The sequence below is a fragment of the Rhodococcus sp. H36-A4 genome (assembly GCF_027158005.1).
Lineage (GTDB): Bacteria > Actinomycetota > Actinomycetes > Mycobacteriales > Mycobacteriaceae > Rhodococcoides.
In genome coordinates this window covers 30,043-52,243 of record NZ_JAPVLQ010000003.1, presented here as the reverse complement: position 1 = coordinate 52,243, position 22,201 = coordinate 30,043, and the positions used below count along the sequence as shown (strand labels likewise).

The window sequence follows — 22,201 nt, the reverse complement described above, 5'->3', positions numbered from 1 at the left end:
TCCCAGGTATACAGCTCGGGTTACAGATAACACGCTCACACCTGCGAGGAGTCTCATGCATATCGGAACCACGCTCAACTACTCGGGCGGTTTCAAAGAAACCGTGGCCGAGGTAGAAGAACTCGAGAAGTCGGGCCTCGATATCATCTTCGTTCCCGAGGCATACTCGTTCGACGCCGTCAGCCAGCTCGGCTTCCTGGCAGCGAAGACGTCCACGATCAAGATCGCGTCGGGCATCTTCCAGATCTACACCCGCACACCATCATTGACTGCCATGACTGCAGCCGGCCTCGACTACGTCTCCGACGGTCGCTTCGTTCTCGGCCTCGGCGCGTCCGGCCCCCAGGTCGTCGAGGGTTTCCACGGGGTCAAGTACGACGCACCCATCGCTCGGACTCGCGAGGTCATCGAGATCTGCCGTCAGGTGTGGCGCCGCGAGAAGGTCGTCCACCAGGGCAAGCATTACCAGATCCCCTTGCCTGCAGACAAGGGCACCGGCCTGGGCAAGCCGCTCAAGTTGATCAATCATCCTGTGCGCGAAAAGATCCCGGTAGTCATCGCTGCACTCGGACCCAAGAACGTCGAGCTCACCGCAGAAATCGCCGAGGGCTGGCAGCCGATCTTCTACTTCCCGGAAAAAGCGGACCAAGTGTGGGGCGACGCGCTGAGCGCAGGCAAGGCCAAGCGAGACCCGTCCCTGGGCGACCTGGAGGTCTTCGCAAGTCCGACGCTCGCCATCGGCGAGGACGCTGAGAAGTACCTCCCGTGGGTCAAGCCTCACCTCGCCCTGTACATCGGCGGAATGGGAGCCAAGGGAAAGAACTTCTACAACGACCTCGCTCGACGATACGGCTACGAAGCCGAGGCCGAGAAGATTCAGGACCTGTATCTGGCAGGCAAGAAGGAAGAGGCAACGGCTGCGGTGCCCGACGAGCTCGTGCGCGCCATCAACCTGATCGGGCCGGAAAGCTACGTGAAGGAACGCGTCGCAGCATTCGCCGAGGCCGGTGTCACCACACTGAACGTCCAGCCTCTGGCAGAAAACACCGCAGGACGTGTCGCACAGTTGACCGCGCTTCGTGCTCTGACGGACTGATCCGACCGAAAACACTGATCTCGGGGACGGCCCGAGTCAGACCTGCCCGACCCGATTCGCCAACTCCTCGGCGAGTCGACGGGCGAGGTCCGGCTCGGCCGCCTCCACCATCACCCGCACCAACTGTTCGGTGCCGCTGGGCCGCAACAACACTCGACCTGTGTCCCCCAAAATGCGCTCGACCTCGGCCACACCTTCGAGCACCGCAGGCGCCGTCGCCACAGCTGTCTTGTCCGATACCTTCACGTTGATGAGCACCTGCGGAAGTGTGGTCATTGCCGAGGCCAGATCGGCCAAAGAACGACCGGTCTCGGCCATTCTCCCCATGATTCGCAACGCGGTGAGGGTTCCATCACCGGTGGTCCCGAATCCGGGAATGACAACGTGGCCACTTTGCTCGCCCCCCAAGGCGTAGCCCCCAGCTCTAAGATCCTCGAGAACATACCGGTCGCCTACTGCTGTGGTGCGCATGTCGATATCAGCGGCGCGCATCGCAATGTGCAAACCGAGATTGCTCATGACGGTCGCGACCAGCGTGTTGTCGGTGAGCTCGCCGGATTCCTTCATTCCGATGGCCAGTATCGCCATGATTGCGTCGCCATCGACAATGTGCCCGGAGGCGTCGACGGCGAGGCATCGGTCGGCGTCACCGTCGTGAGCGATGCCCAAGTCCGCTCCATGGGACACCACGGCTGCCTGTAGCTCTTCCATGTGCGTGGATCCGCAGCCGTCGTTGATATTGAGGCCGTCCGGGTCCGCGTTGATCGCGATCACCCTCGCTCCCGCTGCCGCGTACACCGAGGGTGCGACGGCGGACGCAGCACCGTTCGCACAATCGACGACAACGGTGACGCCGTCGAGCCGAATCGACAGTGCCGAGCCGAGATGCGCCGCATATTCCTCGGCAGCACCCGTCATCACTCGGACGCGGCCGATACCCGAACCGGTGGGTGCGGGCATGGCACCGTCTCCGGCTACGAGGGTCTCGATTCGAGTTTCGACGTCGTCGTCGAGCTTGTGTCCGCCTACCGCGAAAATCTTGATTCCGTTGTCCGGCATCGGATTATGAGACGCGGAGATCATGACACCCAGTTGCGCACCGCGCGCCGATGTCAGGTACGCAACGGCAGGTGTCGGGAGGACCCCGACGTCGAGCACGTCGACTCCCGACGCCGTAAGGCCTGCAGTGACCGCGGCTGCGAGCATCTCACCACTCGCTCGAGGATCACGACCCACCACCGCGACGGGTCGTTCCGTCGCTGAAGCCTGCGTCAAGACGGTTGCGGCAGCCCTGGCTACCTTCACCGCCAACTCCGGAGTCAACAAGCCGTTGGCCAGCCCCCGCACACCATCGGTACCGAACAGTCGAGTCATCTGGAGTTCGTCCCCCTTCGCCAGAATAAAAATTGATCTTCAAACGCCGCGAGGGCAGGCATCCGAGAATTCTGGACGCCTGCCCTCGCGGGTAGAACTGGAAAGAACGTCAGCGCTTGGAGTACTGCGACGCCTTACGTGCCTTCTTCAGACCGTACTTCTTGCGCTCCACCGAACGCGCATCACGCGTGAGGAAGCCGGCAGCCTTGAGCGGCGGACGGTCTTCCGGGGTGAGCTCGATGAGGGCGCGCGCGATAGCCAGACGCAATGCGCCTGCCTGTCCGGACGGGCCGCCACCGTGAAGCAAGGCGACGATATCGAAGGACTCTGCCCGATCGACGAGGACCAACGGAGCCTTGATCAGCTGCTGGTGCACCTTGTTGGGGAAGTAGTCTTCGAGGCTACGGCCGTTGAGCTTGAACCCACCGCTGCCCGAGGAGAACCGCACGCGCGCGACGGCTTCCTTACGACGACCGACCGTCTGGATCGGGCGATCGAACAGGATCGGTGCAGGCGCTGCAGCAGCGGCTTCGATCTCCTCGACTACCTCAGGCTCTTCGACGGCCACGAACTCGTCCGCGGCGATCTCGACGACCTCTTCGGTGTTCTCCTGCGACGTCACGTCATTTCCCTCCGGCGCCGTCACTGGGACACCTGCTTGATCTCGAACGGAACGGGCTGCTGAGCTGTATGCGGGTGGTTCGGTCCCGCGTAGACCTTCAGCTTGCCCGCGATGGCACTGCCGAGCTTGTTCTTGGGGATCATGCCGATGACGGCTTTTTCCACGAGACGATCAGGGGTCCTGTCGAGAACCTCGCCGACCGTGCGCGACTTCAAACCGCCCGGGTGGCCGGAGTGGTGGTAAAGGAGCTTGCCATCGCGCTTGTTACCGCTGATGGCAACCTTCTCCGCGTTGATGATGACGACGAAGTCGCCACCGTCGACGTTCGCTGCATAGGTGGGCTTGTGCTTGCCACGGAGCAAGTTGGCTGCCTGGACGGCGAGCCGACCGAGTACAACGTCCGTAGCGTCGATCACATGCCAAGTCCGGGTGGTGTCCCCGGCCTTAGGGCTGTATGTAGACACAAAAATTCCTGTCTTCATGATGTCGCTGCTGGCCAAGACGTGTGTATCCCCTCGGCGGCCAGTTGAGACCCGAGAGCAAGTGATCGCCGTACAACGCGCGCGACGATCTCATCCACGCCATCGTGGGACAATACCGGTTGTAACTACAGCAGGTCAAAACGCCTTCACCGAAGTCGGACGCAGACTATGCAGCGCCGAGCCGAGGGGAGCGCCTCCAAGCGCGGATCCGCGATAGCCGAACCGCATCGCTCGCACACTCCGTAAGAACCTGACGCGACACGTTCCTGAGCTGCGTCGAGCTCACGAACTTCGTCCTCTGCATCCCGCGCCAGCCCGATCACCTTGGCGCGCTCGAAGGCGATGGTCGATCCTTCCGGATCGTGCTCGTCGTCATCGGTGGTCCACTCGGACCCCGCCACGATCACATCGAACTGTGCACGCAAAGACTCCAAGCGACTCTGCGCTGCACTCCGCGCATCGACTATGCGCCTGCGTGCTTCGACGGGGTCCACGCTTCCACCTCACAGGTACGACGACGTAGAAGCAACCCGAGTCGAGTGCCGATCAGTATTGGCGGCTGGTCCTGCGGACACGACACGGCCCCGGCATCGAGCGCAATGCCGGGGCACATGGCCACACGACTACCTCACGAGAAACGGGACCGGTTCATAGCTTCCTGTTCCATCATCTTTTGGTTGCCGGAGTTGACCGCGCCGATCAGGCTTTGCAGGACCGTGGTGAGCTCGGTCTGCGCCGAGTTCCACTCCCCTTGCTTGACCTGATACGCGTCGGCATCGGCACCCTGCCACGTCGCAACGAGAGGTTGAATCGACGACTTGATCTCGTCGAGTTTGTCGTTGAGCGACTGCCATTTGTTGGTCATACCGCCGGCCAGATCGGTGATCGAGCCGAAGTTGTATCTGATTTCGCCGTCCATAGTCAGTTCCTCGTTTCCGTTCGGTGGGGCAAGTGGTGGACTCTCGTGAGATGTGTTCGAGTGCTTCGCAACCGCGAAGCACGCTCGGACATCACAGGTTCAGCGTGCCTGCGACCGCATTGATCGACGAGACGTTGTCCTGCTCGGACTGGTCGTACTCGATACCACTGGTCTTGATCGACTCACTGATGCCCGCGAGCGCATTCTCGAGTTTGAATGCGCTCGAATCCCAATTGATCATGACCTGACCGAACGAGGTCGACGCCTTCCCTTTCCAGATTCCCGATGCCGCAAGGTCGACATCCGAGCGAAGCAGCCTCAGCAGCCCTCCGATCTGGTCGCGCAGGCCGTCTACCTTTGCGGCCACGGCGATCATGGTTTCGATATTGGCTTCTGCCATGTCAACTCCTCGATGTCTTCGGTTCCGAGTGCTCGGTCGAGTACTCGAACTGGGCAGCGGTTCGCCTTCGGCGCAAGTGCGATTCCCCCCTACATCTGGTTGGACGCACGCGCGATGCCCTTCGGTTCCATGGATGTGGAAATTTTTGAATGAATTGATCGCAGTTCACTCGGGTGCAACCGTCAAAGTGGAGACAACCCCGGCGCATTCGGCATCGAGCAGGTGCTGCTCACCACGCCGACTCTGACAACCGATGCTGATCTGCAGATCGTCCTCGACGAAGATCTGCCAGGTCACCGTCGAGTCGACATCGGGGGATTCCGTGTACGACAGCGCGACTCGGCCACCGACGTCCCTCGCCCGAATCAGATCGCCGACCACGCCATCGGAAGCACGGGCGGCCACCATCGCGGACAGATCGTCGGCAACGTCGTCGAACGATGCGCCTGGACGCAGAACGGTGGTAGTGACCACGATTCTGCGATCGGGCAGATCCGACGGCACGAGAATCGACCGCTCAGCGTCCTCCCGGTGCGACCAACCGTCCGGAATCCGAAGCTCGACGCGGCCGTAGGAGTATTTCGTCGACGGTCCGTCTTCAACTCCTCTCGGCGCCGAGGCAGCGGGTACGGCAGTGCTCGTCACCGGTGAGGACGAGGTAACAGGACCGGGCACCGACGCGGACGGGATGGTCACCGATGGTGAATCCGCGTGCGAGGGATCAGCGAGCCGATTCGGTTCTCCACGAATCGAGACGACGGCCACCAACACCGCCGAACTCAGCGCCACCGCGACCGCCACCAGGACAGCCTGCTGCACCTTCCGACGACGCCGGGCACCCGACACCGCGCCGGTATCGAACTCGTCCAGCCAGGCTGCCGCACGGACGGGCATGGGCGTCATCCTCGCCCAGTGATCCTCCGTCTCGTCTTCCGAGCTGCCCGAATAACCAACTTCATCCGCTGGATTCGCCCTCGACTGCCCCGGGCTGTCCGCTGGAATCGACAGCCCTGCGCGAGCCGCCATGGACCGAACGATGTCCACGCCGCGCATTCGATGGATGCGATACGGCGATTCGTCGAGTACTTTTGCGTCACCGCCGGCCGTAGTGTCCAGTACGAATACATCCACCCCCTCCCGATGGCGTTGCGTGGCAACGAATGACGAGACCCGGTCGAGAATCGAAGCCTCGGCCCCTCGATCACCACCCAAGTCGCGCGTGCCCTGCACATCCCATCTGCACGTCCTGATGTAGCCGCCTCGGCCGTCGGCGGTGACCGCACACACCACCGAATCGAGTTCGGCCAATTCGACGACGATGGCGTACGAAGGCGCTCGCTGACCGACGGAGTGAGTTGCCGCGCTTGCAGCATCGACCACGATCACCTCACGCGCCAAAGGCATGGCGGCAGCGCGAACGTCGCGCACAGCGACGGGGCCCCAGTGCGACGGACAGGCAATTTCGAGGACGTCGACGATCGGTGGTGCACCAGCCGCAGCGAGCGATGCACCGAGGACACCGTGCATCACCACTGCCGTGGGTACAACGGTCGAACCAACAAGGCACTCGGCGTCCTCGACGAAGCTCATGGGGTACGCGTGCGCAACCTCCGGTGGGGTATCCCGCCCGAGTTCGGTTACCAGGTACTCGGGCGTTCCGTCACGCATCGACACCGTGGGTCGAAACTCGAACTCTGCCGAGCCGCGACCCGACACCGTCAATACCGACACCGGACCGTCCCCGAGACTTACTGCTGCGTAGCTGCTTTCGCTGATCACCGCGCTGTCCACGCCAGCTGAACAAGCGACTTGCCTCGCCTGTCGACCAGCGTGCCACGCCCGGGCGGCATGGCGCTCGGCTTGACCGAACCGATCAGATTTCCCTCGTCGCGACTACCGCTCATGACCAGACCAGGCGACACGAGATCACGCATACGTGAAATGACGGGGTCGTACAACGCTCGCGATGCCCCGCCCGATCTCCGCGAGAGCACCACGTGCAACCCGATGTCGCGGGCGTGTGGCAGATACTCGACGAGAACGGTCAATGGGTTTCCCGTCGACGTGGCCACCAGGTCGTAGTCGTCGACGATCACGAATATCTCCGGTCCACTCCACCAGGTGCGCTCACGAAGTTGCTGCTGAGTGACGTCGGGCCCAGGCATCCGATCGGCGAGTTTGGCGGCGAGCTCGGTCATCATCGTCATCAGAACAGCTTGCGAGGCTGCATATCCCGCGAGATGGTCGGTGTCGACTGTGCCGAGCATCGTGCGACGGTAGTCGGCGAGTATCAACTTTACCTGCGACGGCGTGTTGGCCTCGATGAGAGAAGTGCAGATCGACTCGAGCAACGCTGTCTTACCGCACTCGGTGTCACCGAATACCAGGAAATGCGCTTGCTCGGCGAAATCGAGTGACACCGGATCGAGTTCTGCCTCGTCGATTCCGATGGGAACCCGCAATTCCGGCACCGACCCGCGTGAGCGTGGCCAGCGGCCGACAAGCCGATCGACCAGCTCGCCTCGCGGCAAGCTCTCGGGAAGCATGCGCACACGTGGCGCCGAAAGACCGACGTAGGCCTGCGCAACCGCCGCCACTGCATGCTGAATTCCGACACCGAGATCGACGGTCGACGAGGAGCCGTCGACCCGCGGCAATCCTGCGAGGAGGTGCAACCCCTCCTTCGTGATTCCCCGACCGGGCCTGCTGTCCGGAACCCGCACGGCCTTCACTCTCCCGAACTCGGAATCGGACGCGTCACCCAACTTCAGTTCGATCCTCGTTCCGACGAGATCCTTGGTTGCAGGACGGATCTCGGCCCACCGCGACGCGGTGAGGATCAGGTGAACGCCATACGACAACCCCTGCGCTGTCAGCGCGGCAAGCTGAGGCTCGAGTGCTTCGAAATCGGATCGAATACTGCCCCAGCCATCTACGACCAGGAAGACGTCTCCGAAACCATCCTCGTCGTCGATCAGTTGCTCGGCACGACGACGACGAAATTCGACGATAGAGTCGATACCCCGTTGTTGGAATATTCTCTCGCGTCGTCCGATCACTGCCGCGACTTCGGCGACGGTCCGCCGCACCCGGTCGACGTCGAGCCTGCTCGCGACCGATCCGACGTGTGGAAGCGAGGCGAGTCCGCCTAGCGTTCCTCCCCCGAAATCGAGGCAATAGAACTGCACCTGCGCAGGAGTGTGGGTCAGAGCGAACGACATGATCAGCGTCCGAAGCGCCGTCGACTTCCCGGACTGTGGCCCTCCGACGATCGCGAGGTGGCCTTGGGCCGCCGACAAGTCCACCACCAGTAGATCGCGCCGTTGATCGAACGGGCGGTCCACTATGCCGATCGGTGCCCGTAGCGACGGGATCGTTGCAACCGGCGCCGACAGAACCGAATCGGGAATCATCAGATCGAGCGTGGGCGGCAAATCGAGCGGTGGCAACCAGACCCCGTGTGCCGCTTGACCGCTGCCCTGCAGCCGTTCGACCACGACGTCGAGCACCGTCCTGCTGTCGCGCCTGGCTTCTTCCTCCTGAAGGTGCTCCTCGTACGGGGCACCGATATCGTTGATCGACGGTTCGACCGCATCCATCTGCACCGGATAAGCGCTGAAAATCCGCGGTCGAACCGTCACCGAACTATCGCTGCTCCCCCGTACCGCATTTCGAGGGCGGACGTAGGGCCCGGACACGTATGCCGCCGCGAAGCGGACGATCTCGGCAGAATCGCATTTGAGATACCCGGCGCCAGGTTGCGCGGGTAGATGATACGCATCCGGAACTCCGAGAACAGAGCGAGACTCGTTGGCAGAGAACGTCTTCAATCCGATTCGATACGATAGATGACTGTCCAGCCCGCGCAGCTTCCCTTCCTCCAAGCGCTGACTGGCCAGCAGGAGGTGCATGTGCAGCGACCGCCCCAACCGCCCGACAGCAACGAAGAGATCTGCGAACTCGGGCTGTTGGCTCAGCAACTCCGAGAACTCGTCGACAACGATGAACAACGCAGGCAATGGAGCGAGCGCGGCACCGCCAGCTCTTGACTTCTCGTAGTCGGACACATTGGCGTAGTTGCCCGAATCGCGGAGTAGCTCCTGACGGCGATTCATTTCGCCCGCAATGGCGTCCTTCATCCGATCGACCAGCGACAGGTCCTCGGAGAGGTTGGTGATCACCGCAGCAACGTGTGGCGCTCCTTCGAGCCCGGCGAACGTCGCACCACCTTTGAAGTCGACGAGTACCAGATTGAGCTGGTTCGGGTCGTGTGTGGCAATAAGACCCAGGACGAGTGTCCTGAGAAACTCCGACTTTCCCGAACCGGTTGCGCCGATGCACAACCCGTGCGGGCCCATGCCGTTCTCGGCCGACTCCTTCAGATCGATCTCCACCGAGCTTCCATCGGGTCCAATTCCGATAGGTACGCGAAGGCGATCACGGCCACGACGGGGCACCCACGCGCGACTCGGGTCGAGGAGACCGACGTCGGCGATTCCGACAAGATAGTTCCAGCTCGAGGTCGACTCGGTATCCTCTCCGCCGGAATCGACGCCGACATCGACTGCGGTTCGATACGGAGACAGCCTTCGCGCCACGGTTTCCGCCTGTGCGACGCTCATCGCGTCCGAGACGCCGAATACCTCGACGCGTGAGCCGCTGACAGCGCCGATCGAACCGTTCTCGGCAAACAAGCGAATGCCTCGACTGGCAGCAAGTGCGGTGCAGAAGTCGGAGAGATCGACGATCGTGACCGCATCGAGCCCGGTTCGCGGAAGATCGGTTCCACTGTTGTCGAGTAGGCCACCGTCGACGATGATCACGAGCTGCGGGACTCCCGCGGACGGCGAGCCACCACGGGCGAATCTGTTCCGCCGCGAGAGGTGTTCGCCGAGCGAGGATTCGAGTTCGAGGAACGATCCATAGATCATTCGCGCAGTCCCGACACCGTCCCTGGCAACATCGTGCTGAGTGTGGGGAAGCCATTTGGTCCAATCCCAGAACGCAACCGTGTCGGGGCCGCAGACCACTGCGAGCCGCAACTGGTCGGGATCGTGGAACATGCAGAGCGCCGCCACCATCGAACGGACCATGGCACGTGAGGAATCACGATCTCCGGACACGGAAATGGCAGCGAATCCGCGAAGCGACACCGCGGTGGGGAGACCCCCCACAACGGAATGTGCCCGTACGAACCGCCGCAGTGACACCGCAGAGACGGGTTCGAGTTCTTCGACGGGCCCGGTCTCCGGGGGAACGAGGCGCGTCGCCAGTCGCTGGTCTCCCCGACCTATCCGAACATGACAGAAGTCCGGATCGGAGATGCGGCGCTCCCACATCCTCGGGGTGCCCGCATACGACCACAAAATCTGCGGGTCAGGATGCGACCACTCGAGCGCCTCACGCTGGCTGGCCGCGGTTGCTGCCACGTCCCTGCGCAGTTGGTCGAGGTAGCGCAGATAGTCCTTGCGGTCTTCGTTCGACTCCGCAGTTTTGGCGCCACCGCCGCGCCCACCACCGGCGACCATGCCCAGCATCGATACCAGCATCATCGCCGGAAACATCAGCATCATCGGGTTGGCAGCCATGCCGGAGGTGAACATCAACGCGACCATGCCGACCATAGCTGCCACCATGACCAGGGGCATGAGCTTCATCAGCAAGTTTCCCGGGATCACCCGAGGTATCTCCGGTGGCGTCTGAAGCGTCACCTCACCGCCTGGAGTACGAGGAACTTCACGCCGCGCACCGCGAACGAACCGAACAGTATTCACGCCTCGATGCCCCCACCGGTCGGTATCCCCATTACCGCACACACGTCACGTTTCCCCAACGAGCAGTATGTTTCGCGAAAGGCTAACTCATTCGGTGCTTCACTGCCACCGACCACCGGCTGCCTACCAAGGCGGAATAGGACTACCTCGCGCACGGTTGATTACCGGAGGAAGTGAGTACTCACACTCTTACCGGTGTGTCACTTCGCACTCGAGCTCCTCTGCGAAAGGCAGGCGTACACCGTGACCGTTCCACTCTCGATTCTCGATTTGGCCTTCATCGGCGAAGGCGAGAGCGTCAAAGACAGTTTCGACGCCAGCGTGGAGCTCGCGCAGCGAGCCGAAGAATGGGGCTACCAACGCATTTGGTATGCCGAGCACCACAACATGACCACAATCGCCTCGTCGGCGACCAGCGTTCTGATCGGACACGTGGCTGCGAACACCAGCCGTATTCGGTTGGGATCCGGCGGCGTGATGCTGCCCAACCACGCCCCGCTGACCATCGCAGAACAGTTCGGCACGCTGGCCACTCTGCACCCGGACCGGATCGATCTCGGTCTCGGACGTGCACCCGGCAGCGACCAGGCCACCATGCGCGCGATGCGCCGCGACCCGTCGTCGGCCGAACGATTCCCACAAGATGTGCAAGAGCTGCAGGCGTACCTGTCGAACGAATCGTTGATTCCCGGGGTGCGCGCCACCCCGGGAGCGGGGACACACGTGCCCCTCTACATTCTCGGTTCTTCACTTTTCGGCGCCCAGCTCGCCTCCGCACTCGGCCTCCCGTTCGCGTTCGCCTCGCATTTCGCACCCGACGCACTCGAGCAGGCCGTCTCAATTTATCGACGTGACTTCAAGCCGTCGGCGCAGTTGGAAGCACCACACGTGATCGCCGGCGTCAACGTCATCGCCGCCGATACCGACGAGGACGCTCAGCGACAATTCCTCGCCACCAAGCGAAGCCGAGTGAGCCTCCTCCTCGGCCGCGGACGCAAGTTCACCGACGAAGAAGCCGATATGCTGCTCGATTCGCCCCAGGGACGCCAGATCAACCAAATGACGACGTACTCCGCCGTCGGCACGCCCGAGGTGGTTCGTGAGTACTTGGACGGGTTCGCGCGTCACGCGAACGCCGACGAGCTGATCGTTGCTTCCGGCGTCGTGGATCGACAGTCGTGGTTGCGCTCGTTCGAGCTCCTCGCCGATGTCAGCGAACTGGCCCCCGTCTGATCTCGGCTCCGACTGAGCTTCGTTCGCGGTAGCTGATACACCCTGGACGACTCCGGGACGGTACAGTCTCTCGCTGCCGGCATTCGTGCGGAATGCGGCGGTGATTTGCCGTAATCAATTCCGGGGGGAACTTGATGACAGGGAACCTTGTCGAGCCCGTCGACCACACCGGTCTTCGCGTCACGGGTGGGGAGCGTCGCCGCTCGGTCGGCACGTCCGCGCCCATAGCAGCGATGGAGCTGTGCCGATTGACGATTCTTGCCCGGGCGGTGCAAGTGGACATGGCCCTTCCCACCGATGTGCCGATCGCGTTGCTGATCCCGGGGATCGTGGATCTGGCCGGGAGCCGAGCAGTGAGCGGCGAGGCTACGGACACCGAGAGCCGTCGGCCGGCGTCGTGGGTTCTTTCCAGAGTCGGCCAACCGCCGCTGGAGGCAACACGGACACTCAGCGACGCGCTTGTCCGCGACGGTGAACTCCTGGTCCTCGGCGATGCCGAATCTCCCGCGCCGTCACCGCTGTTCGACGACCTGATGCATGCCGTTGCATTGTCGGGAGCTACCGAGAGTCGACTGTGGACGCCTCGGACTGCGCAGTCGGTCGGGTTCGGTATCGCCGCCGTCGCACTGCTGATTGCCTGTTTCGGCCTTCTTCGAGAGCCGTTGTCGCAAGGTCCGCGTTACACCGCGGATATCTTCCTCGGTGTCGCAGCTGCATTCGTCGGATTGCTGTTCTTGGTCGCCGGCTCGATAGTCGGACGTGCCTACTCGGACGAGCGAACCGGAGTCTTCTTGTCGGGATGCGCTCTGCCACTGGTGTTCACCGCGGGTGTGCTTTTCGTGCCAGGTGCGCTGGGCGGTGCGCATCTGATGCTCGGCGCCGCGGTCGCGGGAGCTGTCGCGATACTTGCCCTCCGTCTCGGTGGACACGGCGAGGCATTGTTCACGGGTATCGCGGCGCTTTCGGGCATTGCTGTTTCAGCTTCTGCGGTAATGCTGTTCGGTTCTCTTTCACCATCCGCAGTCGGCGCCGGCGCCACCGCAGTGGCGTTGTTGGGGCTTGCCGCCGCACCGAGGATGTCGATGATGCAGGCGCGAATGCCACTGCCTCCGGTGCCGACCGCTGGTGCATCGCTCGACGGAGAGGGCGAAGCGGATACGAATTCCTTCCACGATCTGGAGGACGTGTCACGCACTGCGCGTAGCTACCTGACCGGTTTTGTTTGCGCTTGTTCGGCTGCCGCGACCGCCGGGGCGCTATGTTCAGCATTTGTTGGCCAGCCGATTTCCGAGATCTATTGGCCGGGAGTCGTCCTAGCGTTGCTCACTGCGTTCGTACTCGTCCTTCGCGGTCGCACTTTCGCGGAACTCGACCATGCAGTCCCTGTTGTTGCTGCCGGATCGTTCATCGTTCTCGCGGTGTCGACGGCATCGGTGTTTGGCATTCCCGATCGACCGATCACACCCTTCGCGGCTGCCATCGGTGTCGCTGTCATCGCACTCCTCTTCGGATCGTTCGTTCCCCAACGCGAATATTCTCCGGTGCTCCGGCGCACCGGAGAACTCGTCGAGTACGCGGCGATCGCTGCGATCGTTCCCATCGTCTGCTGGGTCTGTGGCCTGTATGCGGCGATGCGCGGATTGTGAAAGCGCTGACGCCTCGGACGATGGGTGCGATCGGTGTCGCGGTCGTGGTAGCTGCGTCCTTTCTCGGTGGCGGAGCGGCATCAGCGGACAGGCCGTTCGTCGACCCCGCGCTACTCCCCGAACCGGCTCCGCCTGCGCCACCGGAGCCCACCGAGCAACGAAATCTCTGTGTGCCCGCTTCGCCAACCCCGGACGGCCCCGCCGTGCCCGATGCACAGGGCGTACTCGATTTCCGTGCCGTGTGGCCGATCACTCGTGGTGCTGGTCAAATAGTCGCTGTCATCGATACCGGCGTCTCACCACACCCTCGACTACCCGGCCTCCGGCCGGGAGGGGACTATGTATTTGCCGGCGACGGGTTGTCGGACTGCGATGCGCACGGAACCTTGGTGGCGGGACTCATCGCTGCACAGACTGTCCCGGGCAGCGGTTTCGCCGGTGGAGCTCCCGACGCCCAAATCCTGTCGATACGTCAGTCCAGCAACGCATTTCAACGTGAAAGAGCTGCAGAGGATGAGGAGACACCAGCAGACAACGCGTCCGGATATGGCAACGTCATGACGATGGCGCAGGCCGTGCGTACCGCCGCAGATTCCGGCGCTTCCGTCATCAATATCTCCGAGGTCGCGTGCGTTCCGAGCGGTAGGGGGATCGCCGACGGGCCCCTCGGCGCGGCGATCGACTATGCCGCTCGTATCCGCAACGTAGTTGTCGTCGCGGCCGCCGGCAACACCGGTGGTAGCGGTGAAGCCCAATGTCGCAGTCAAAACCCTCCACCCGATCCAGCCGATCCCGATGCCGAGCAATGGGATCGAATCGCGACCATCGCCACCCCTGCGTGGTTCGACGAGCAGGTGCTGACCGTCGGCTCGGTCGACCCAGACGGCCGACCCTCTGCCTTCACCCTCGGTGGACCCTGGGTGGACGTAGCAGCGCCGGGTACCTCGATGACCTCACTGTCTCCGACTGGCAGCGGGTTGACCAACGGCACGGTCGACGGGCAGGGCCATACTGTGCCGATTCAGGGCACCAGCTTCGCTGCTCCCCTCGTCTCCGCGGTAGCGGCACTGATTCGGGCTCACCGACCCGAGCTGACCGCAATGCAAGTAATCGAACGTATCGAGGCCACAGCACACAAGCCCGCAGATGGCTGGAATCCGCTGATCGGTCACGGAATCATCGATCCACTCGCGGCCGTAACCGCACAGGTAGATGGAATCCCTTCGGCAGCCGCGGTGGACCCGGTGTCGATGCAGGCGCCCGTCGTACCCGACCCACCGGATCTTCGGCCACGCTCGATCGCCACCACAGGATCCATCCTCGTAGGGGTCGCACTCCTGCTGGGGCTGGGAATCGCGATGCCACTCCGGCGCCGAAACCTCAGCGGTCACCCCGCCGGGAGTCTCGCCGCATCGGGATCGGGCCCGACACCGTCGTGAGCAGTCAGTGCCGCGGCACGACTCAATGTGGGCCCAGTGCCCAATAATTGGACGATCTGCCACGGAGCAGGGGCAGGAATGCCGAGACCCAGCGCATCGACAGCATCGACGTCGGGCACGCCGAACCGAACTCCGGTATCGGCAACGAAGAACGACGCGTCCTGTCGCACGCTCGTCGGTTCGATGCCTGTGGTCTGCACGAAACCACCACTGCCAGGCTCGAGGTAGACCTCATCGGCAGCCACTCCTCCCCCGTCTGCCTGCGCAAGTCTCACCGGACGCGCCGAGTCGACGAGAGGAAGAGTGCGCCCTGCCGACATGACCAGCTGCGCAGTAGGACCACCGTCGGGGGCAGCCTGAGGAATCCACGTGAGGCATCCGACCGGTTCGGCGGCTGCATCCACGATCTTCGGGGCCACCCGCGGAAACATCTCGACCTGCAGCCCTGTCACCGTCGGCGCCGAAGGCAACACGTCGGGGTTCAGGGAATCGATCTCGGGGCTGCCCTGCGAATCGGCGAACTTGATCAGCTGCGCCGTCGACTCCGTGATCGCCTGGATGCCGTCTTCCAACACGACGTAGTACCGAACGTCGACACCCGATACCTTCACGACCGAACCGATCGTCTTCCCCGCAATCGGGTAGGTCGGAATCTCGCCTGCACGCGCGATCGCCGGTGGCACGATCGCTGGAACAACAGGAACAGCATTCGCAAGTCCGTCACTGACACTCGACGGCCGCGCTCCCTCCAGCCCGAGTGCGCGCACGACCGAGCGATCGCCCAGATCGATCCGTGCTCGGACGCCGTCGTACACCAGGTACGTTCCGTTCGTCGTGCTCCAGAGGAAGGCTTCGGCGTCGTCGAGTGGACCGATTCGGTCGTCGTAGTGCGGATCCCCCACCACTACGGTCGTACCGGCGACGGCACCCGTGGAGTCGAGTGTGTCGCACACGGTCCACGACTCCGGCGAGCCGGACTCCTCAGTTGGCAGGCTCGACGGCGCTCCGGGTATCCCCACCAGCGAACCCCGATCGAGTGCGGCCAGCTCGGATTCCTTCACGATCACCGGGTTGTCCGGACTACCGACGATCAACCGCGCCGAGGCAAGATTCAGAACCGGATGAAACGCTTCCTCCACTCGGACGAACATTGCACCCGAGTCCTTCCCCACCGCGATCGTCGCGTCGCCGATCTTGTCCTGGGGCCGAAGCAATGCCAACGCCGCGCATCCGGCAAGACCCAGACACGCCACCACGAGGCCTACTGCCAAAGCCCTCGATTGTGAGCGCATCGGATCGTGCAGCATGCGCACATCGCGACGCACCAAGGCGTGTTCCATCCGTCGGACGAGAAATCGATACCCGCCGACCTGCCACTTGGTTGTGGGCGTTGCCGCCACGAGACCCCCCTGCTGTGCTGCGGGCTCGATCCCCATACGAGCCCTTCCCGCGCGAAAGACTACAGCCCCTAGGCGAAGCGAAGGTCCTCTGTGCCCGTGGCACCTGACGAGGGCAGCACGCAGGAAGACCCGGTACAGTCTCGAACACGAGTCGACGAGCTGCTCCGCTGCTCGACTACGTGACCTTCGGGGGGAGGAAAAGTAAATCTTGTCTGCGCCAACACATTCTCATGGCAGTTCTGGGTCGGGTGACAACCGTCAGATGCCCGCGCGTTCCTCGATGTACTTCGTGTCGCTGCGCATTCCCAGGATCGCCAGATTGGTCGCACTCGAGTCGGTCCTTGCTGTCGGCGTGGCGATCGCGGTGGCGTTCGACGCCTCGCTTGCCGTAATCGTGTCCGCCGCCGCACCCGCAACGACAGTTCCATTTCTGGTGATCGCCGGGCGACCGGTCCTCGACTGGGCTACCACGGCGTCTCGTTACGCATCGCGCACGATATCGAATCCCGGTGTTACACGAGACTATTCAGAAGACGATGGCCGAGCAGCCGGAATTCACTGGCGAGGTGGAACCGTATCGTGTGTTCTCGAACTACACCCTCCCAGTGCGGCGATGACAAGGCTCGGCCGTGCGGAAGCATCCACCGATACCGGACTCGACCTCCCCGTACTGGCAGAGTGTCTTTCTCAGCACGATATTTCCATGAGCAGCATCGACATCGTCTCTCACGGTATGCGAACAGCGTCGGGTACACCGGCAACCGACGTCTACGAACGGTTGATCGGGCCGCTTCCAGCAGTGGCGACGCGCACTGTCTGGGTCACCGTCACGCTGAATATCTCGCACAATCGTGCTGCGATCGACGCGCGCGGAGGCGGACGACTGGGGGCATCGCGTGCTGTGTGGGTCGCATCGGAACGACTCGCTCGCGCCCTCGAAAGGAGGGGAATCAGTTCGAGGATGCTGGTGCGCAGCGAGATTCAGTCGACGGCTTCCCATATGTGTCGGGGTGTCGCCGCCAACCGTCTGACCGAGAACTGGGGATCCGCACCACTTCCTGGCGTGATCGACACCGGATTCGGGTTCGACTGTCGCACAATCGATACCACTGCCCTGACCGAGTTGTGGGCAATTCCGTCACTGTCGACAACGATCGCGTTTCGCCTGACCCCGGGTTCGAGCGCCGACCGTGTGCGCATCAGTGGCGCATGCCGTTTCGTGAACCGGGGGGCCACTCCCCGACCCGACATACCGGGCGCGGTATCGATGAACGGGCGCCACCGTGAAGCGTTGATTGCTTCCCTCCCACTCGCAATCTTCGCTCGTGGCCATGCAGAACCTATCCGAGACCTTCCTTACGACAGTGTCGAGCGCCTGGACATTCCGATCTCCGGGTGCGGCCAGCTTCTCGGGTCGGACACCGCAGGCCATGGCGTTGCAGCACGGGTACATGGAAGAGGCATCGACACCGTACTGGTGGCAGGCGAACTGTACTTGGCTCAGCAACTCGTATTTCGCGCACTGTCGACCGGCGCACACGTTCTGATCAGGTCCGATCGACCACACGCTTGGGGCCCACTCGTCGACTCGATCGCGACGCCGGACAGGCTACTCATCGACGGCGGCCCACACCGAGCCATAGGAGGATTCGACGTACTCGTGCAGGACTTCGCCGAGGCCGTCGTGGTGCCCGCGCGCTCGCGACCCGACGGCACCACAGTGATGACCGTGACCGAACGTCCACCTCGCGAACCGATGTCGGATCCCGACCTTTCCATCATCCAACCCGGCGCCGCAGGTGACCGCATCATGGTTCGCGCCGGTCGAAACGAAACCGAGTTGACGCTCGTGACGATTTCCCAGGAAACCGCGTTCATCGGCAGGCCCCGCAGCGTGCGAAGCGCTGCCGATCTCATTCAGCCCGGATACGGAAACGCTCTCGATTGAACTTTCGATGCAGTTGCCCACCAATGCAATTGGCCCAACATCCGGCCGGCAGCATCGACTGCAGCACTGTCGTCGGTATTACCGTTCTCATCGAACGCGGCGCGTACCCGGTGAAAGCCGACACTGTCGCGGACCGACACCATGTGCAGCTCCGCCGCCACCTGACGCAGTTGTTCCGTTGCGCGCAGTCCACCACCGAGTCCGCCGTACGACACGAATCCGATGGGCTTGCCCCGCCACTGATATTTCACGGTATCGAGTGCCGTCTTGAGGGAAGAAGGATATCCATGGTTGTACTCCGGCGTAACTACCACCACCGCGTCCACCGCACCGATCGCCGCAGCGAACGCCTCCCCTGCAGGAGACGGCGACAAGTCCGCGGGGAGCGCTGCATCCATCAGGTCGATCTTCGTAGCCACGACGTCGTTGCGCTCCGAAACGGTCCGCAAGAACCAATCAGCAACGACAGGCCCGAAGCGTCCCGGCCGGACACTGGCTAGAACGACGGCAAGTCCGATCGGGTCCATGGTCACGGTGAAAGTCTAGAGGTGCCGGTATCACCGGAACGGAACCGCTCGGCTAACAACACCCGCCAGGCTGGGTGATTGCCGAGCGAACTTCGCGTGTCGCCCGGTTCCGCGCGACGAGCTCACCCTCGGCAGGATAATCGACAGCCATCAGCGACAGTCCGTGTGCGGGCGCAACCGTCACTTCACTCGACCGCGATCGCGTATTCAGAAGCGCCTCTGTCCACTCCGGAGTCCGACGACCTTCACCCACTGCCTGCATTGCTCCTACGAGACTGCGAACCATGGACCAGCAAAACGCGTCGGCACTGACGTATGCGCTGACGCGGTCCCCAGTGCGTTCCCAGTCGAATCGTTGGAGCTCGCGGACGGTGGTGGCGCCATCCCTACGCTTACAGAAGGCCGCGAAATCATGCAGGCCCAACAACCTCGACGACGCATCCCGGATCGCATCGAGGTCGATCTCTCGCGCCCATCCCACCACACCTCGCACTTCGAGTGGGTCGACTCCGTAGCGAGCAGTACTGAACCTATATTCGTAGTGTCGGCGAAGCGCGGAGAAGCGCGCATCGAAATCTTCCGACACGACCGAGATCGCCTTCACCCGAACATCGGTGGGTAAGAACCTCGCCATCCGGCGTACCAAACGCTCCGGCTCGTCGATTCCTCCGACCACATCGAAGTGTGCGACTTGCCCGAAAGCGTGCACACCGGCGTCGGTACGGCCCGCGACCGTCAGCTCGATTCGCTGCCTCAGCACGGTCGAAAATGCGTCCTCCAGTACTCCGCACACAGTCCTGATGCCGGGCTGCCGGGCCCAGCCGGAGAAATCCGTACCGTCGTACGCAATGTCCAGCCGAAGACGAGCAGCCGACCGCAAAGAAGCGGACCCGCCATCCCCGGAAGGAATGGCGGGCCCGCTTCGGTCGTGCGATGAGGTCAAGGGAACTAGTCCTTCTTGCCCTGTGTTTCAGTCGACACGGCCTCGGCATCAGCGGCGTCCGACGCGTGAGCGTCGTTGTCCTCGATGCCTTCGACTACAGCTTCGGCGTTCTCGACCTCGGCCTCGGTCGCATCGGCTTCGACAGCCTCTACGACGTTGTCTGCGGCAGGTGCCTCCGCAGCTGGAGCAACCTGCGAAGCCTTCACGCGACGAGCGCGATCTGCTTCGTTGGACACCGTCTGCTCGTTGACGAGCTCGATGATGGCCATCGGCGAGTTGTCACCCTTGCGGGGAACTGTCTTGATGATGCGCGTGTAGCCACCGTCGCGATCGGCGAAAAACGGCCCGATCTCGGCGAAGAGCTTATGAACGACATCTTTGTTGTTGATGATCTTGAGGACCTCACGACGATGAGCGAGATCGCCATGTTTTGCATGGGTCACGAGCTTCTCGGCGTGGGGACGAAGGCGCTTGGCCTTCGACTCGGTGGTGGTGATGCGGCCGTGCTCGAAGAGTGCCGTCGCGAGGTTGGCCAGGATGGCCTTCTGGTGCGACGCCGACCCGCCGAGACGGCGGCCCTTGGTGGGCTTGGGCATGTTGAATCTCCTAGTAAGAGCTCCAGCGAGCTGGTTACAGCTGTTCTGTCTCGGCGTAGTCCTGCTCGGCGCCTTCGCTTTCAGCGAAGGATCCGGCGTCGGTGTCGCTCCACGTACCCGTGGTGGCGTCGTATCCGGGCACGGTCGTCGGATCGAAGGACGCGGGGCTGTCCTTGAGTGAAAGACCAAGCGAGTGCAGCTTGACCTTCACCTCGTCGATGGACTTCTGTCCGAAGTTACGAATGTCCAGCAGATCGGACTCGGTACGACCAACCAGCTCGCCGACGGTGTGAACACCTTCGCGCTTGAGGCAGTTGTAGGAACGGACCGTGAGGTCCAGATCCTCGATTGGGAGTCCGAAGGATGCAATGTGATCGGCCTCGGCGGGCGAGGGTCCGATCTCGATTCCTTCTGCTTCGACGTTCAGCTCACGGGCGAGGCCGAAGAGCTCAACCAGGGTCTTGCCCGCCGAAGCGAGCGCGTCCCGCGCGGTGATGGAGTTTTTGGTCTCCACGTCGAGAACGAGCCGATCGAAGTCGGTGCGCTGTTCGACGCGAGTGGCCTCCACCTTGTACGTGACCTTGAGCACGGGCGAGTAGATCGAGTCGACCGGAATACGGCCGATCTCGGCGCCTGATGCCTTGTTCTGGACGGCAGGGACATAGCCACGACCGCGCTCGACTACGAGCTCGATCTCCAGCTTGCCTTTGTCGTTCAAAGTCGCGATATGCAGATCCGGATTGTTCACCGTGACGCCGGCCGGAGGAACGATGTCGCCTGCGGTGACAGCGCCTGGGCCCTGCTTGCGGACGTACATGGTGACCGGCTCGTCCTCTTCGGAGCTCACGACGAGTCCCTTGAGGTTCAGGATGATGTCGGTGACGTCTTCCTTTACTCCCGGAACAGTAGTGAACTCGTGGAGGACGCCGTCGATACGGATGCTGGTGACAGCAGCGCCGGGGATCGACGACAGCAGGGTACGACGGAGCGAGTTGCCGAGTGTGTAACCGAAGCCAGGCTCGAGCGGCTCGATGACGAATTTCGAGCGATTGTCGGCGATGACCTCTTCGGTCAGCGTCGGGCGCTGTGAAATGAGCATTGTGTGTTCCTCCTGTACGGACGTCCGCTATTTGACGTCCAGGTATGGAGACGCACACGCATGTGAACTTGTCGAAAGCTCACATGCGTGGTGCGTCTTACTTCGAGTAGAACTCGACGATGAGCTGCTCCTGGAGCGGCACATCGATCTGTGCGCGCTCCGGCACCCGGTGAACGAGGATGCGAAGACGGTTCGGAACTACCTGCAACCATGCGGCCACCGGACGATCCCCGTAGCTCTCACGAGCGATCTGGATCGGCAGTGTCTGCGCGGACTTCTCGCGGACATCGATGATGTCGTACTGCGAGACGCGGTAGCTGGGGATGTCCACTCGCTTGTTGTTCACAAGGAAGTGACCGTGTGTGACCAGCTGGCGTGCCTGACGGCGCGTGCGTGCCAGACCGGCGCGGTACACGACGTTGTCGAGACGCGTCTCCAGGATTGTCAACAAGTTCTCACCGGTTTTGCCGGGGCGACGGTTGGCTTCCTTGTAGTAGAGACGGAACTGCTTCTCCATGACGCCGTAGGTGAAGCGAGCCTTCTGCTTCTCCTGCAGCTGGAGCAGGTACTCGCTCTCCTTGATCCGCGCACGGCCGTGCTGGCCGGGCGGGTAGGGACGACGCTCGAACGCCTGGTCGCCTCCAACAAGGTCAACGCGCAGACGACGAGACTTGCGGGTGATAGGACCGGTATAACGTGCCAT

The 22,201-nt window shown here is 62.7% G+C and carries 19 protein-coding genes; 5 read left to right on the top strand and 14 right to left on the bottom strand.

Going from position 1 to position 22,201, the window contains the following annotated elements:
- Window positions 1-55 precede the first annotated feature (55 nt).
- Window positions 56-1,096: an LLM class F420-dependent oxidoreductase gene (locus tag O1W68_RS09335; protein ID WP_136169553.1), complete on the top strand. Its 1,041-nt coding sequence runs from the start codon at window positions 56-58 to the stop codon at window positions 1,094-1,096.
- A 36-nt stretch (window positions 1,097-1,132) separates the two neighbouring features.
- Here the strand turns inward: O1W68_RS09335 and glmM are convergent, their stop codons facing one another.
- The 8 genes from glmM to eccCa form a co-directional block, all read right to left on the bottom strand.
- Entirely contained in the window at window positions 1,133-2,470 is a 1,338-nt protein-coding gene (gene glmM, locus O1W68_RS09330) for a phosphoglucosamine mutase (RefSeq protein WP_269302998.1), read from the bottom strand.
- Window positions 2,471-2,579: 109 nt separating this feature from the next.
- Window positions 2,580-3,116, bottom strand: coding sequence for a 30S ribosomal protein S9 (rpsI, locus tag O1W68_RS09325; RefSeq protein ID WP_269302996.1), 537 nt, complete (start codon window positions 3,114-3,116; stop codon window positions 2,580-2,582).
- On the bottom strand, window positions 3,113-3,556 hold the full coding sequence (gene rplM / locus O1W68_RS09320; protein ID WP_136169556.1) for a 50S ribosomal protein L13: 444 nt from the start codon (window positions 3,554-3,556) through the stop codon (window positions 3,113-3,115). The genes rpsI and rplM overlap by 4 nt, the downstream gene beginning before the upstream one ends.
- Window positions 3,557-3,720: 164 nt before the next feature.
- Entirely contained in the window at window positions 3,721-4,068 is a 348-nt protein-coding gene (locus O1W68_RS09315) for a TraR/DksA C4-type zinc finger protein (RefSeq protein WP_269302993.1), read from the bottom strand.
- Between the two features lie 134 nt (window positions 4,069-4,202).
- A complete protein-coding gene (locus O1W68_RS09310; RefSeq protein ID WP_084348455.1) occupies window positions 4,203-4,493 on the bottom strand; it encodes a WXG100 family type VII secretion target in 291 nt (96 codons plus the stop codon).
- Window positions 4,494-4,584: 91 nt separating this feature from the next.
- Window positions 4,585-4,893, bottom strand: a complete 309-nt coding sequence (locus O1W68_RS09305) for a WXG100 family type VII secretion target (RefSeq protein ID WP_269302992.1) — start codon at window positions 4,891-4,893, stop codon at window positions 4,585-4,587.
- A gap of 165 nt (window positions 4,894-5,058) precedes the next feature.
- Window positions 5,059-6,672 carry a type VII secretion-associated protein gene (locus O1W68_RS09300; RefSeq protein ID WP_269302990.1) on the bottom strand — a complete coding sequence of 538 codons (1,614 nt, stop codon included), beginning with the start codon at window positions 6,670-6,672 and terminating at the stop codon, window positions 5,059-5,061.
- Window positions 6,669-10,667: a type VII secretion protein EccCa gene (gene eccCa / locus O1W68_RS09295; protein ID WP_269302988.1), complete on the bottom strand. Its 3,999-nt coding sequence runs from the start codon at window positions 10,665-10,667 to the stop codon at window positions 6,669-6,671. Before eccCa ends, O1W68_RS09300 begins: the two co-directional genes overlap by 4 nt.
- Window positions 10,668-10,910: 243 nt before the next feature.
- Here eccCa and O1W68_RS09290 point away from each other — a divergent pair, with 243 nt between their 5' ends.
- The 3 genes from O1W68_RS09290 (at window position 10,911) to mycP (ending at window position 14,985) form a co-directional block, all read left to right on the top strand.
- On the top strand, window positions 10,911-11,900 hold the full coding sequence (locus tag O1W68_RS09290) for an LLM class flavin-dependent oxidoreductase (RefSeq protein ID WP_269302985.1): 990 nt from the start codon (window positions 10,911-10,913) through the stop codon (window positions 11,898-11,900).
- A 134-nt stretch (window positions 11,901-12,034) separates the two neighbouring features.
- Window positions 12,035-13,546, top strand: a complete 1,512-nt coding sequence (gene eccD / locus O1W68_RS09285; RefSeq protein WP_269302983.1) for a type VII secretion integral membrane protein EccD — start codon at window positions 12,035-12,037, stop codon at window positions 13,544-13,546.
- Between the two features lie 20 nt (window positions 13,547-13,566).
- A complete protein-coding gene (gene mycP, locus O1W68_RS09280; RefSeq protein WP_442972337.1) occupies window positions 13,567-14,985 on the top strand; it encodes a type VII secretion-associated serine protease mycosin in 1,419 nt (472 codons plus the stop codon).
- On the opposite strand, the gene eccB is transcribed toward mycP, so the two are convergent.
- Window positions 14,934-16,385 carry a type VII secretion protein EccB gene (eccB, locus tag O1W68_RS09275; RefSeq protein ID WP_269303702.1) on the bottom strand — a complete coding sequence of 484 codons (1,452 nt, stop codon included), beginning with the start codon at window positions 16,383-16,385 and terminating at the stop codon, window positions 14,934-14,936. The two genes, mycP and eccB, sit on opposite strands and share 52 nt — an antisense overlap.
- A gap of 262 nt (window positions 16,386-16,647) precedes the next feature.
- Between eccB and eccE the strand changes: the two genes are divergently transcribed.
- Window positions 16,648-18,333, top strand: a complete 1,686-nt coding sequence (eccE, locus tag O1W68_RS09270; RefSeq protein WP_269302981.1) for a type VII secretion protein EccE — start codon at window positions 16,648-16,650, stop codon at window positions 18,331-18,333.
- On the opposite strand, the gene O1W68_RS09265 is transcribed toward eccE, so the two are convergent.
- The 5 genes from O1W68_RS09265 to rpsD form a co-directional block, all read right to left on the bottom strand.
- Window positions 18,303-18,860 carry an NADPH-dependent FMN reductase gene (locus O1W68_RS09265; protein ID WP_269303701.1) on the bottom strand — a complete coding sequence of 186 codons (558 nt, stop codon included), beginning with the start codon at window positions 18,858-18,860 and terminating at the stop codon, window positions 18,303-18,305. The two genes, eccE and O1W68_RS09265, sit on opposite strands and share 31 nt — an antisense overlap.
- Before the next feature lie 52 nt (window positions 18,861-18,912).
- A complete protein-coding gene (gene truA, locus O1W68_RS09260; RefSeq protein ID WP_269302979.1) occupies window positions 18,913-19,803 on the bottom strand; it encodes a tRNA pseudouridine(38-40) synthase TruA in 891 nt (296 codons plus the stop codon).
- Between the two features lie 5 nt (window positions 19,804-19,808).
- Window positions 19,809-20,399 (bottom strand): 50S ribosomal protein L17, encoded by a 591-nt coding sequence (gene rplQ, locus O1W68_RS09255; protein ID WP_269302977.1) that lies wholly within the window; start codon window positions 20,397-20,399, stop codon window positions 19,809-19,811.
- 34 nt (window positions 20,400-20,433) lie between these two features.
- Entirely contained in the window at window positions 20,434-21,498 is a 1,065-nt protein-coding gene (locus O1W68_RS09250) for a DNA-directed RNA polymerase subunit alpha (protein ID WP_084348463.1), read from the bottom strand.
- 97 nt (window positions 21,499-21,595) lie between these two features.
- Complete coding sequence (rpsD, locus tag O1W68_RS09245) at window positions 21,596-22,201, bottom strand: 30S ribosomal protein S4 (protein ID WP_084348464.1); 606 nt, start codon at window positions 22,199-22,201, stop codon at window positions 21,596-21,598.